This is a genomic window from Streptomyces spinoverrucosus, from assembly GCF_015712165.1.
Classification (GTDB): Bacteria; Actinomycetota; Actinomycetes; order Streptomycetales; family Streptomycetaceae; genus Streptomyces; species Streptomyces spinoverrucosus_A.
In genome coordinates, this window is record NZ_JADPZX010000001.1 from 4,170,325 (window position 1) to 4,182,777 (window position 12,453).

At 71.9% G+C, this 12,453-nt stretch carries 10 protein-coding genes and 1 pseudogene; 5 read left to right on the forward strand and 6 right to left on the reverse strand.

Annotated elements, in window-relative coordinates:
• Positions 1 to 3 precede the first annotated feature (3 nt).
• A complete protein-coding gene (locus I2W78_RS18740) occupies positions 4 to 1,578 on the reverse strand; it encodes a protein kinase domain-containing protein (RefSeq protein WP_196461443.1) in 1,575 nt (524 codons plus the stop codon).
• Positions 1,579 to 1,914: 336 nt separating this feature from the next.
• Between I2W78_RS18740 and I2W78_RS18745 the strand changes: the two genes are divergently transcribed.
• Entirely contained in the window at positions 1,915 to 3,558 is a 1,644-nt protein-coding gene (locus tag I2W78_RS18745; RefSeq protein WP_196461444.1) for a protein kinase domain-containing protein, read from the forward strand.
• A gap of 57 nt (positions 3,559 to 3,615) precedes the next feature.
• Here the strand turns inward: I2W78_RS18745 and I2W78_RS18750 are convergent, their stop codons facing one another.
• Complete coding sequence (locus I2W78_RS18750) at positions 3,616 to 4,161, reverse strand: bacterial proteasome activator family protein (protein WP_196461445.1); 546 nt, start codon at positions 4,159 to 4,161, stop codon at positions 3,616 to 3,618.
• 184 nt (positions 4,162 to 4,345) lie between these two features.
• Here I2W78_RS18750 and I2W78_RS18755 point away from each other — a divergent pair, with 184 nt between their 5' ends.
• Positions 4,346 to 4,840, forward strand: coding sequence for a hypothetical protein (locus I2W78_RS18755; RefSeq protein ID WP_196464845.1), 495 nt, complete (start codon positions 4,346 to 4,348; stop codon positions 4,838 to 4,840).
• A 26-nt stretch (positions 4,841 to 4,866) separates the two neighbouring features.
• Here the strand turns inward: I2W78_RS18755 and I2W78_RS18760 are convergent, their stop codons facing one another.
• Positions 4,867 to 5,847 carry an NAD(P)H-quinone oxidoreductase gene (locus I2W78_RS18760; protein WP_196461446.1) on the reverse strand — a complete coding sequence of 327 codons (981 nt, stop codon included), beginning with the start codon at positions 5,845 to 5,847 and terminating at the stop codon, positions 4,867 to 4,869.
• A gap of 172 nt (positions 5,848 to 6,019) precedes the next feature.
• On the opposite strand from I2W78_RS18760, the gene I2W78_RS18765 reads away from it, so the two are divergent.
• Together I2W78_RS18765 and I2W78_RS18770 are read left to right on the forward strand one after the other, a co-directional pair.
• Complete coding sequence (locus I2W78_RS18765; RefSeq protein ID WP_196461447.1) at positions 6,020 to 7,045, forward strand: ATP-binding cassette domain-containing protein; 1,026 nt, start codon at positions 6,020 to 6,022, stop codon at positions 7,043 to 7,045.
• Positions 7,042 to 7,890, forward strand: coding sequence for an ABC transporter permease (locus I2W78_RS18770; RefSeq protein WP_196461448.1), 849 nt, complete (start codon positions 7,042 to 7,044; stop codon positions 7,888 to 7,890). Before I2W78_RS18765 ends, I2W78_RS18770 begins: the two co-directional genes overlap by 4 nt.
• Before the next feature lie 17 nt (positions 7,891 to 7,907).
• Here the strand turns inward: I2W78_RS18770 and I2W78_RS18775 are convergent.
• Positions 7,908 to 8,612: pseudogene (locus I2W78_RS18775) on the reverse strand (potassium channel family protein); the annotation flags it as partial.
• A gap of 149 nt (positions 8,613 to 8,761) precedes the next feature.
• Here I2W78_RS18775 and I2W78_RS18780 point away from each other — a divergent pair.
• Positions 8,762 to 9,868 carry a potassium channel family protein gene (locus I2W78_RS18780; protein ID WP_196461449.1) on the forward strand — a complete coding sequence of 369 codons (1,107 nt, stop codon included), beginning with the start codon at positions 8,762 to 8,764 and terminating at the stop codon, positions 9,866 to 9,868.
• A 74-nt stretch (positions 9,869 to 9,942) separates the two neighbouring features.
• Here I2W78_RS18780 and I2W78_RS18785 read toward each other — a convergent pair whose 3' ends face one another.
• Together I2W78_RS18785 and I2W78_RS18790 are read right to left on the reverse strand one after the other, a co-directional pair.
• Positions 9,943 to 11,307 (reverse strand): molybdopterin molybdotransferase MoeA, encoded by a 1,365-nt coding sequence (locus tag I2W78_RS18785; protein ID WP_196464622.1) that lies wholly within the window; start codon positions 11,305 to 11,307, stop codon positions 9,943 to 9,945.
• A gap of 184 nt (positions 11,308 to 11,491) precedes the next feature.
• Positions 11,492 to 12,421 carry an NTP transferase domain-containing protein gene (locus I2W78_RS18790; protein ID WP_196461450.1) on the reverse strand — a complete coding sequence of 310 codons (930 nt, stop codon included), beginning with the start codon at positions 12,419 to 12,421 and terminating at the stop codon, positions 11,492 to 11,494.
• Between the last annotated feature and the right edge of the window lie 32 nt (positions 12,422 to 12,453).

Sequence of the window (12,453 nt, forward strand, 5' to 3'; positions counted from 1 at the left end):
GGCTCAGCCGCCGGTGCTCCCGGTAACGCCTTCGATCGTTCCGCCCGTCGGCTCCACGTCGTCCGTCGGCTCCGGGTCCGTCGGCTGCGTGTCCGTCGGCGCGGTTTGCGTGGGCTCGGTGTCCGTCGGCTGCGTGTCGGTGGGCTGCGTGTCCGTCGGCTCGTCGGTCGGGGTGTACGAGTCCGTGTACGACGGGGTGTACGACGGCGTGTAGTCACCCCAGTCCGAGCCGGAGTTGCCGCTGTTCTCGGTGGACGTGTCCGAGGACTCCTCGGCCGTCGGGTCGCTCGGCGACTCGCTGGGCGTCTCGTCCCCGGTGGTCTGCGAGCTGGTCGGCGTCGTCGTGGGGTCGGTGCCGCCCCCGCCGTTGCCGCCGTTGTTCAGGGCCAGCGCGACACCGGCCGCGATGGCGATCACCGCGAGCACGGCGAGGATCCACAGCTTGCCGCGGCCGCTGCCCTTGTTGCCGTGCCCCTCGAAACCGCCGTCGTCGCGGCCGTCGTAGCCGGGGATGATCGGCTGCGGGATCTGTGCGGTGCCCTCGGCCGAGTTGGGCAGCACGGCCGTGCCCGCCATGCCCATCGGCGGGGTCTTACCGGCGTCGTGCGCGGTGACGGGGCCGGTGTTCCAGGTGCCGGTGTGGGCGCCCTGGTCGTACAGCATCTGCAGGCCGTACTGGACCAGCCCGCGCATCTCCTCGGCGGTCTGGAAGCGGTCGTCGGGCTCCTTGGCGAGCGAGCGCATGACGAGGCCGTCCAGCTCCGGCGGCGAGCCCTCGTAGATCTCGGACGGCGCGGTGGGGATGTCCTGGACGTGCTGGTAGACCACCGACAGCGGGGTCTCGCCGACGAACGGCGGGCGCAGCGCCAGGAGTTCGTACAGCAGACAGCCCGTCGCGTACAGGTCGGAGCGGTGGTCGACGGCCTTGCCGAGCGCCTGCTCCGGGGAGAGGTACTGGGGGGTGCCCATGACCATGCCGGTCTGCGTCATCGTCGTGGACGCCCCGTGCAGGGCGCGGGCGATGCCGAAGTCCATCACCTTGACGGCGCCGTTGTGCGTGATGATGACGTTCGCCGGCTTGATGTCGCGGTGCACGATGCCGTGCTGGTGCGAGTAGGCGAGCGCCTCCAGGACGCCGGAGACGATGATCAGGGCCTGCTCCGGGCCGGGCGCCTCGGCGTTGTGCAGCAGATCGCGGATGGTGCGGCCCTCGACCAGCTCCATCACGATGTACGGCACCGACTGGCCGCCCACGAAGTCCTCGCCGGAGTCGTACACGGCGACGATCGCGTGGTGGTTGAGGCCGGCCACCGACTGGGCCTCGCGCGTGAAGCGGGCCTTGGACACCGGGTCCTCGGCGAGGTCGGAGCGCAGCAGCTTGACCGCCACGGTGCGCCCGAGGCGCACGTCCTCGGCCGCGAACACCTCGGCCATGCCGCCCCGGCCGAGTCTGCGGGTCAGCCGGTACCGGCCGTCCCCGACAAGCCCTCCATTACCCCACATTTCCGGCGCATCTGACATCCCGCCGCCAGTCGCCTCGGGGTCGGACGGGCCCTGAGCGCGCTGCTGCTGTGCCATCAGTCCTCGCCGTCGTTTCTGCCCGCGGTGCGCGCGGTGTTGTTACGGTCTCCGTCGGCCACGCTACAGCCTTCGGGCAAGCCGCCGGTCCGAGATGGATACCGGGACCGGTCCGGGACGGACGGGCCGTCGAACCGGTCATGAAACCCCTGTGCCGTCGCGTCGTGCAAATCCTGTGTACCGGCCGCACGGCCGCTGTAACGCTTCCGCGACGCTTCTTTCGCGTACGGTCACGGAACGGGCACCGAGCTTGACGTGTCAGTGCCCTGGGGCAGACTTGGCCGGGAATAGCACTTTCGATCAACGGCGCCTGAAGGCCCACGGGGGATACGGAACATGAGCCAGGACGGCGCACAGGGCCGGTACGCGGGGCGGGCGCTCGCCGGCGGCCGGTATCAGCTGCGTGACTTGCTCGGCCAGGGCGGCATGGCCTCGGTGCACCTCGCTTACGACGCCGTACTCGACCGCCAGGTCGCGATCAAGACACTGCACACCGAACTGGGCCGCGAACAGGCGTTCCGCGAGCGCTTCCGCCGCGAGGCGCAGGCAGTGGCGAAGCTCACGCACACCAACATCGTCTCGGTCTTCGACACCGGCGAGGACGACGTCGACGGCATGACGACGCCGTACATCGTCATGGAGTACGTCGAGGGCCGCCCGCTCGGCTCGGTGCTCGACGAGGACCTGCGGCAGTACGGCGCGATGCCCGCCGACAAGGCGCTGAAGGTCACCGCCGACGTCCTCGCGGCGCTGGAGATCAGCCACGAGATGGGCCTGGTGCACCGGGACATCAAGCCGGGCAACGTGATGGTGACCAAGCGCGGCGTGGTCAAGGTCATGGACTTCGGCATCGCCCGCGCCATGCAGTCCGGTGTCACGTCGATGACGCAGACCGGCATGGTCGTCGGCACCCCGCAGTACCTCTCGCCGGAGCAGGCGCTCGGCCGGGGCGTGGACGCGCGTTCCGACCTGTACTCGGTCGGCATCATGCTGTTCCAACTGGTCACCGGGCGGCTCCCGTTCGACGCCGACTCGCCGCTGGCCATCGCGTACGCGCACGTGCAGGAGGAACCGCCGGTTCCGTCCTCGATCAACCGCGCGCTGCCGCCGGCCGTGGACGCGCTGATCGCCCGCGCGCTGAGGAAGAACCCCAACGAGCGTTTCCCGACGGCCGAGTCCATGCGTGACGAGTGCCTGCGCGTGGCGGCGTCCTTCCAGGCGGCCCCGCCGAGCATCGTGCCGGGCACGCCGACGCAGAGCGGTTCGGGCGTCGGCTCGGCGGTCTTCCCGCCGGTCGACCAGGCGACCCCGGCGCCGCCCCAGAGCAACGTACAGACGCCGTACCAGCCGCACCCGACGCCGAACCCGAACCCGTACGGCACGCCGACGCCCTCCCCGGCGTACGGCTATCCGCAGCAGGGCGGCTACCAGACGCCGCACGCCGCGTACGGGCAGCAGCCGACGCCGAGCACGCCGCCGCCGTACAACATCACGCCGCAGACGCCGGCGCCCACAAGCGGCGGCAAGGGCAACCGGCCGGTGATCATCGGCTCGATCGTCGTGGCCCTGGTCGCGGTCGGCGGTCTCGTCGCGGCTCTCACGCTGAACGGCGGCGACGGCGGCAACACCGGCGGGGGCGGCGGGGCGAGTGCCTCGGCCTCGTCGTCGGCGACCGAGGCTCCGGGCTACCGAGGGCCGGACACGACGAAGACGATCGACAAGGAGGAGTGCACGGAGCCGGAGGAGTCGTACAACGACCCCAAGAAGATCCGGATCCCGGACTTCCAGTTCAAGAACATCTCGTCGGTCAGGGAGTGCCTCCAGGCCGCTGGCTGGCAGCTGAAGACCAAGGACGTCGACGAGAACACCTACGGCGACGGCACGGTCATGAACCAGTTCCCGTCCGCGGGCACGGATGTGGACCCGGAGGACATGCCGGAGATCCTGCTCGAGGTGTCGACGGGGAATCCGCCTTACTGAGCCACTGCCCGAGTCACGAGAAAGGGCCCGGCGTGCGCCGGGCCCTTCGCGGTGTCCTTACAGGTACGGTCCGCCCGAGCGACCGCCCGTGCGGGGGTCGTCGCCCTCCTGGGTGATGCCCGGCGGCAGGGCGCGGCGCATCTGCTCCAACTGGGCCCGCGCGGCCATCTGCTGGGCGAACAGCGTGGTCTGGATCCCGTGGAAGAGCCCCTCCAGCCAGCCGACCAACTGGGCCTGCGCGATCCGCAGTTCGGCGTCGCTGGGGGTGGCCTCGTCGGTGAACGGCAGGGAGAGCCGCTCCAGCTCCTCCACGAGCTCCGGCGCCAGGCCGTCCTCCAGCTCCTTCACCGAGCTCGCGTGGATCTCCTTGAGCCGGACCCGGCTGGCCTCGTCGAGAGGAGCCGCCCGCACCTCCTCCAGGAGCTGCTTGATCATGCTGCCGATCCGCATCACCTTGGCCGGCTGCTCTACCTGCTCGGTCACCGGGGTCTCGTGGGAGTCGTCGTCCCCACCGCCACCGCCGCCGAGTGCCATGCCGTCCTGGCCCACGACCAGGATCCGCTGGGCGTTCTCCGACGACCGTTCGTTCCTCGGCATCTCCATGCCGTCATTGTCTCGCACACCTCCACCCCACCATCGAGGCGCCCCCCGTGCAGGGTGATCCACCGATTACGACCACTTGGCGGCGCCCGGAATGCCGTAATCGTCAACGGATGTGAGGCTTGTGTCGTCGATTGTGGCGACCTGTTTCCGGGAGGGGGTCACGGACGTGACTCCAAGGCGGCGCGTGAAGCGTGCGGCGCGGGTGGTGGTGCTGGGCGTGGCGCTGAGCACCGTCGTGCTCGGGTGCGGGGCTGTGACGTCGTACGAGGCTGAGGACCCGTCGTACGACCAGAAGGCGGCGTGGTACGCGAAGGTGCCGCCCGCGAGCGGCGAACCCTCCGGCTCCGGCTCGACCTCCGCCTCTCCCGATCCGAGCTGGGCCGGGAGCCGGGCCGGGGAGGGGCGGATGCGGCCGGGGCGGCCGGAGGAGCCGTGGCCCGGGACGGCGACGGCGCGCCCGAGCGGGACCGGCGCCGCCGACGACGTGGCCGCGTCGCCGTCGGCGTCCGATCCCGGGGTGGCCGCCCGCGAGGACGAGGACGAGCAGCAGGCCGTTCCGGACTCCGACATGTCCGAACCGGTGCTGCGGATCCTGCCGCTGGGCAGTGGGCTGGTGCTCATCGGCCTCGGCCTCGGGCTCGCCTTCGTGGCGCTGCGGGTGCGCCGGGCGCAGGGGTGAGGTCGCTCCCCTTGGGGTCCCCTTCGTTACGCGGTGACCAGCAGGACCTTCCCCACATGGCCGCTCTCCTCCAGCAGGCGGTGGGCGTCCGGGGCGTCCGGCATGGGCAGCTCGCGGTCGATCACCGGTCGGACGTGACCGGCGTCGAGCAGCGGCCAGACGTGCTCGCGTGCGGCGGCGACGATGGCCGCCTTCTCGTCGAGCGGGCGGGCGCGCAGCGAGGTCGCGCTGATCGCGGCGCGCTTGCTGAGCAGGCTGCCGATGTTCAGCTCGCCCTTGACGCCGCCCTGCATGCCGATGATCGCCAGTCGGCCGTTGACGGCGAGGGCCTGGACGTTGCGGTCGAGGTACTTGGCGCCCATGTTGTCGAGGATGACGTCCGCGCCCGAGCCGGCCGTGGCCTGCCTGATCTCCTCGACGAAGTCCTGCTCCCGGTAGTTGATCAGGATGTCGGCGCCCAGTTCGGCGCAGCGCTCCAGCTTCTCCTTGGTGCCCGCGGTGACGGCGACCTTGGCGCCGACCGCCTTGGCGAGCTGGATCGCCATGGTGCCGATGCCGCTGGAGCCGCCGTGCACGAGCAGGGTCTCGCCGGGGCGCAGGTGGGCGACCATGAAGACGTTCGACCAGACCGTGCAGGTGACCTCGGGCAGCGCCGCGGCCTGCCGGACGTCGAGGCCGCGCGGCACGGGCAGCAGCTGGCCGGCCGGAACGGCGACCTTCTCGGCGTAGCCGCCACCGGAGAGCAGCGCGCACACCTCGTCGCCCACGGCCCAGCCGGCGACGCCGGCGCCGAGCGCGGCGATCCGTCCGGAGCATTCCAGGCCGGGGTAGGGGGAAGCGCCGGGCGGCGGGTTGTAGAAGCCCTGTCGCTGCAGGATGTCCGCCCGGTTCACCGCGCTGGCCGCCACCTCGACCAGCACCTCGCCCTCCCCGGCGACCGGATCAGGGACCTCGTCCCACACCAGCGCCTCGGGCCCACCAGGTTCGGGAATCGTGATCGCATGCATAAGGCGGACGCTACTCCTGTCAGGCCCGGGCCGACCCGGCCACACGGGGCCCTCCATCCCCCTCGGGCGTTGGACGGGGGTCTCCCAGGAAAACTCTGTGCGTCGGCGATGAGTTTGCGCCACGGTGGGGGTCTCCCCATGCGTAATCGAAGTACGCGGAAGGACATCACACATGAGCCAGCAGACGCCCGGTCTGGCCATCGAGACCGCGGGCCTGGTGAAGACGTTCGGCGAGACAAGGGCCGTGGACGGCGTCGACCTGGCCGTGCCCACCGGCACGGTGTACGGCGTCCTCGGGCCGAACGGCGCCGGGAAGACCACCACCGTGAAGATGCTCGCCACCCTGCTCAGGCCGGACGGCGGTGAGGCCCACGTCTTCGGCCACGACGTCGTCCGGGAGGCGGACGAGGTACGTGGCCGGGTCAGCCTGACCGGGCAGTACGCGTCCGTGGACGAGGACCTGACCGGCACCGAGAACCTGGTCCTGCTCGGTCGCCTCCTCGGCCACCACAAGAAGGCCGCGCGGGAGCGCGCCGCCCAGCTGCTGGAGGCCTTCGGACTGACCGAGGCGGCCGGAAAGCAGGTCAAGAACTACTCCGGCGGCATGCGGCGCCGTATCGACATCGCCGCGTCCATCCTGAACACGCCGGACCTGTTGTTCCTGGACGAGCCGACCACCGGACTCGACCCGCGCAGCCGCAACCAGGTGTGGGACATCGTCCGCGCGGTCGTCAGCCAGGGCACGACCGTGCTGCTGACCACGCAGTATCTGGACGAGGCCGACCAGCTGGCCTCCCGGATCGCCGTCATCGACCGCGGCAAGGTGATCGCCGAGGGCACCAAGGGCGAGCTGAAGGCGTCCGTCGGCGCCGGCTCCGTCCATCTGCGGTTGCGCGACGCGGAGCAGCGGCCGGAGGCCTCGCGGGTGCTGCGGCAGGTGCTCCAGGCGGACGTACAGCTGGAACCGGACCCGGTGGCGCTGACCGCCCGCGTCGGGGCGGGCGCCTCGAACGGCCAGGGCGCCGCCGAGCAGGCCGCCATGGCACTCGCCGAGCTCGCCCGCGTCGGCGTCGTCGTCGACAACTTCTCGCTGGGCCAGCCGAGCCTGGACGAGGTCTTCCTCGCCCTCACCGGACACGACACCAAGGCGCACGACGAGCCGCAGGCACACGACGCGAAGGACGGGGCAGCCGCATGAGCACCGCGACCACCACCGAGACCAAGGAACTGGCCCCCGTCAGCACCGAGTCGCTGGCCGCGCTGCTCGTCGCCAAGGAGCGGCCGCCGCGGCCGAGCGCCCTGTCGGCGTCGCTGACGTTCGGCTGGCGGGCGATCCTGAAGATCAAGCACGTCCCGGAGCAGCTCTTCGACGTCACCGCCTTCCCGATCATGATGGTGCTGATGTACACCTACCTGTTCGGCGGGGCGCTGGCCGGTTCGCCGAAGGAGTACATCCAGTTCCTGCTGCCGGGCATCCTGGTGATGTCGGTCGTGATGATCACGATGTACACGGGTGTCTCGGTCAACACGGACATCGAGAAGGGCGTCTTCGACCGCTTCCGCAGCCTGCCGATCTGGCGGCCGTCGACGATGGTCGGCTATCTGCTCGGAGACGCCCTGCGCTACACCATCGCGTCCGTGGTGATGCTGACCGTCGGCATGATCCTCGGCTACCGGCCGGACGGCGGGGTCGGCGGTGTGCTCGCCGGGATCGTGCTGCTGGTGGTGTTCTCGTTCGCGTTCTCGTGGATCTGGACCATGTTCGGGCTGATGCTGCGCACCGAGAAGTCGGTGATGGGCGTCAGCATGATGGTGATCTTCCCGCTGACCTTCCTGTCCAACGTCTTCGTCGACCCGCGCACCATGCCGGGCTGGCTCCAGGCGTTCGTCAACAACAGCCCGGTCACCCATCTGGCCTCGGCGGTGCGGGAGCTGATGGCCGGTCAGTGGCCCGCCGACGAGATCGCCTGGTCACTGGGCTGGGCGGGCCTGTTCGTGCTGGTCTTCGGGCCGATCACGATGCGGCTGTACAACCGCAAGTAGCCCGGACGTGATCCGGCTCAGCGCTGTGGGCCGCGCCCGTTCTGGGGTGCGGCCCGCGGCACGATGGTGATCACCCGGTCCGTCAGCTCCAGCGTCCGGACGGCCGGATCGTCGTAGTGCAGCACCCGGTGCCCGCGTACGACGCTGATCACCAGGTCGTCCGTCTCGCGCGGGCTCCGGCCCACCTCCGCCTTGGTCACCGGCCGGTCGATCACGTCGAGCCCGCTGCCCTGGCGGATGAGGTCCTCCATGACCAGCCCGGCAGCGGGGCTGAGCACGGACAGGCCCAGTAGCCGCCCGGCCGCGCCCGCGCTGGTGATGACCTCGTCGGCGCCGGACTGCTGCAACAGCGGCGCGTTCTCCTCCTCGCGCACCGCCGCCACGATCGTCGCGCCACGGTTGAGCTGCCGGGCGGTCAGCGCCACCAGGACGGCCGTGTCGTCACGCTGGGTCGCGATGATGATCTTCTTCGCCCGTTGCACCTCGGCCCGCTTCAGTACGTCGCTGCGGGTCGCGTCCCCGAGCACGGCGGCGTAGCCCTCGGCCGTCGCGGCGTCGACCGCCTTGGAGCTCGGGTCGATCACGACGACCTGGTCCTTCTTCACCCCTGTGGCACAGACGGCGTGGGTCGCGGCCCGCCCCTTCGTACCGAAGCCGACGACGACAGTGTGGTCGCGCAAGGAGGACCTCCAGCAGGGTGTGCGGCCATCGGACCGGGTACGGCGCCCGGACGTCGAGTCCGACGCTACCCAGCGCGTCGGCGCGCGCCCACCCCGGTCGGCGTGTCGGGCCGGGGGGCACGGCGACCGCGCCGGACCCCGTGCGGAACGATGGAGTCGACAGTCCGTACCGACGCCGCAGGGGGCCAGCGATGAAGGACGACGAGCATCCATCCGCGCAGGGGGTGAGGGCCGCACTGCTGCGGTCCCTGTGGAGCCGCTCGCGCAAGGAGGCCCGCGCCGACGCCGAGGCGGGCCGCGCCATCACGATGCCGGTGCTGAACGTCGTACCGCCGCTCCAGCAGGTGCTCAAGCGCCTGACCATGGCACTGCTGGTGCTGGTCGTCACGATCCTGATCGTGTACGTCGACAGCGAGGGCTACACCGACAACTCCGACGGCAGGGTAGATCTGCTCGACGCCGCGTACTACGCCACCGTCACCCTCTCCACCACCGGCTACGGCGACATCACGCCGGTCAGCGAGGCCGCCCGGCTGACCAACATCTTCGTCATCACACCGCTGCGCGTGCTGTTCCTGATCATCCTGGTCGGTACGACCCTGGAGGTGCTCACCGAGCGCACCCGCCAGCAGGTCCGCATCCACCGCTGGCGTGCCCGCACACGGGATCACATCGTGGTCATCGGATACGGCACCAAGGGGCGGCACGCGGTGCAGACCCTGGTCGGTCAGGGCATCGGCAAGGACCGGATCGTCGTCGTGGACGCCCAGCGCAAGTCGGCCGAGGCGGCCGGTGACGACGGCCTGGTGGCGGTGACCGGTGACGCCACCCGCTCGGAGACCCTGCTCAAGGCCGAACTCCACCGCGCCACCCGCGTGATCATCGCCCCGCAGCGCGACGAGACGGCCACTCTGATCACCCTCACCGCGCGCCAGCTGAACAAGCACGCCACGATCGTCGCCGCCGTCCGCGAGGACGAGAACGTGCCGCTGCTCAAGCAGAGCGGCGCGGACACCGTCGTGACCAGCTCCAGCTCGGCCGGCCGGCTGCTCGGCACCTTCATGGCCAGCCCGCCCGTGGCCCGGACGCTGGAGGACCTCATGACCCTCGGCAGCGGTATGGACCTCATCGAGCGTTCGGTCACCCCGGACGAGGTGGGCCGGACCCCCCGGGAGTGCGCGGACCTCGTGGTGGCGGTCGTGCGGGACAAGAAGATGCTGGACTACGCCGACGGGTGGCGAACGGAGCTGCGGGCGGGGGACCGGGTCATCGCGGTCAGTCGGCCGGTCACCACCTGACGGGGGCTTCCGGGAGCGGCTGACGGGCGACTACGGTGCGTCGTCGATGTTTCACGTGAAACACACCCCGAGTTTCACGTGAAACACACCCCGATCCCGGCCGCGGCCCACGGCAGGTCCAGGACCTCCGCCGCCTGACCGGGCCGTGCCCCGCCCGGCGGTACGACCGCGAGGGCGTCGGCGGCCGCTACGCCACGCAGCATGGCCGGACCGTTGTAGTGCAGCGGCACCGCGCGGTCGGCCCGCACCACGACGGGGATGAGCCGGGTGTCGTACGGATGGCCGTGCACCGCCTCCTGCAAGGGCAGCGCGTACGGCTCCTGCGCCGGGCGTGCCGCGAGCGTGCGCAGCAGGGGCTCGGCGAGGGTGAGGAGGCCGGAGACGGCGGCCAGGGGGTTGCCGGGCAGGCCGACGAGGTGCTGGTTCTCCTTGGTGCGGGCCAGCAGCATGGGGTGGCCCGGGCGCACCTTGACGCCGTTGACCAGCAGCTCCGCGCCGATACGGCGCAGGGTGGGGTGGACATGGTCGACGGGGCCGGAGGCGGTGCCGCCGGTGGTGACGACGAGGTCGGCGTCGCTGGCCGTGATCGCCTCGTGGAGGGCGTCGGCGTCGTCGCCGATGCGCCGCACGGTCGTGACCTCGGCGCCGAGCGCCCGCAGCCAGGGCGGCAGCATCGGGCCGAGGGCGTCACGGATCAGACCGTCGTGCGGGAGGCCCTCGGTGAGGAGTTCGTCGCCGAGCACCAGGACGTCGGCGCGGGGGCGGGGGACGGCCGTGAGGGTGTCGTACCCGGCGGCCGCGGCGAGGCCCAGCACGGCGGGGGTGACGAGAGTGCCGGGCGGCAGCAGCTGGTCGCCGCTGCGGCACTCCTGACCGCGCGGGCGGATGTCCTGGCCGTGGCTGACGTCGCGCGTGGCGTGCAGCCTGCCCCGGTCGTCCGTACGGCCGTGTTCGCTGCGCAGCACAGCGGTGGTGTCCGGCGGGATCCGGGCGCCGGTGGCGATCCGGACGGCCTCGCCGTCGTCCAGCCGCGCGTGCTCCGCGTGGCCCGCCAGCACGCCGTTGTCCCGTACGTCCCAGGGGCCGGGCCCGGCGACCGCCCAGCCGTCCATCGCCGAGGTGTCGAAGGAGGGGAGGTCGGTGAGAGCGGCGAGGGGGGCGGCCAGGGTGAGGCCGAGCGCGGAGTCGCGGGGGAGCGAGACGGGGGCGCGGCGGGCGCCGCCCCGGCCGGCTCGGGCGGCGATCTCACGGGCCTCGGGCCAGGGAGTGGCCTTGTGGTGGCGGTCCTGGGGGGTGCGGGGTTGGGGGTGGTGGGGAGTGGGTGCAGCGGCGGTGGGGGCGGGGTGGGGGCGTCTGCGTTGCCCCGGGCCGGGGGGTCGTCGTGGCGTGGGGCTGTGTCCTGGCGGCGGGTGCTGTCCTGGTGAGAGGCGTTGTCCCAGCCAGGGGCGTTGGCCCGGCCAGGGGCGTTGGCCCGGCCAGGGGCGTTGGCCCGGCCAGGGGCGTTGTTCCGGCCAGGGGCGTTGTTCCGGTCCTCCTTCACGAGTGCCAGTGCCTCCTCGACGTGCCGCTCCTCGACGTCCTCGACGTCCTCGACGTCCTCGCCGTCACGGATGCCGGGGGCGGTCATCCGGCGTCCGGGCGGGGCTCGGGGGTGGTCTTCGCGTCGGCGGCGCCTGCGGCGTCGGCGTCGGCGGCGTCCTCCTCCGCCCAGCGCAGCGCCAGCGCGGTGGCCTTGCGGGAGGCCTCGGCTACGGCTTCGGGGCCGCCGCCGGCCAGGGCCGCGGCGTAGCCGACGAGGAAGGTGGTCAACGGGGCCGCGGGGCGTGCCACCCCGTGGGCCGCGTCGCGAGCGAGGTCGAGCAGGACACCGGTGTCGACGTCGAGGTCGATGCCCAGCTCGTCCTTGACTGCGGAGATCCATTCATCCAACACGAGCCCATGCTCCCTGATACGTGCCCTGGCAGTGGCGATGTCGTCCCAGGTGTCGCAGTCGAAGGACGCGACGGGGTCGAGGACGCGGGTGAGGTTCAGTTCGGCGGTGAGGAGCCGCAGGGGCAGGCCGGTGAGCCCGCCGTGCTCGGCTCCGAGGTGCGCGAGCGTTTCACGCAGACGCGGTGCGCGGTAGGCGGCCACGAGTGGCTGGTCACGGCCGCCGGGGTCGGTGAGCAGCGCGCCGTCGGCCGGGCCCGCCTCCAGCTCGGCGAGCAGCCCCTTCACGGTGGGCTCGCCGAGGAAGGGCAGGTCCGCGGAGAGGACCACCACCCGGTCGGCGCCGGTCAGCGGCAGGCCCGCCGCGAGGGCGGCGAGCGGTCCGCCGCCGGGCGGGTCCTCGCGCGTCCACGTCACCGGCCGTGCCGTCGGCCTCGGGTCGGCCACGACGACGGTGGTCCAAGCGTCGGCGCAGGCGGCGAGCACCCGGTCCAGCAGCGGGCGTCCGCCCACGCGCACGCCGGGCTTGTCGGCCCCGCCGAGCCGCCGCGCGGCACCGCCGGCGAGCACGATCGCGTCGTAGCCGCCGACGTCGCCCGATGCGGGGCGTTGGATGTCGCTCACCCATTGAGTATGCGTGCCGCCCGCCGTCTCAG

What these genes read in the sequence shown, in the direction of transcription:
- I2W78_RS18740 (WP_196461443.1), bottom strand. Translation starts at nt 1,578, where the DNA reads ATGGCACAGCAGCAGCGCGCTCAGGGCCCGTCCGACCCCGAGGCGACT.
- I2W78_RS18745 (WP_196461444.1), top strand. Translation starts at nt 1,915, where the DNA reads ATGAGCCAGGACGGCGCACAGGGCCGGTACGCGGGGCGGGCGCTCGCC.
- I2W78_RS18750 (WP_196461445.1), bottom strand. Translation starts at nt 4,161, where the DNA reads ATGGAGATGCCGAGGAACGAACGGTCGTCGGAGAACGCCCAGCGGATC.
- I2W78_RS18760 (WP_196461446.1), bottom strand. Translation starts at nt 5,847, where the DNA reads ATGCATGCGATCACGATTCCCGAACCTGGTGGGCCCGAGGCGCTGGTG.
- I2W78_RS18765 (WP_196461447.1), top strand. Translation starts at nt 6,020, where the DNA reads ATGAGCCAGCAGACGCCCGGTCTGGCCATCGAGACCGCGGGCCTGGTG.
- I2W78_RS18770 (WP_196461448.1), top strand. Translation starts at nt 7,042, where the DNA reads ATGAGCACCGCGACCACCACCGAGACCAAGGAACTGGCCCCCGTCAGC.
- I2W78_RS18780 (WP_196461449.1), top strand. Translation starts at nt 8,762, where the DNA reads ATGAAGGACGACGAGCATCCATCCGCGCAGGGGGTGAGGGCCGCACTG.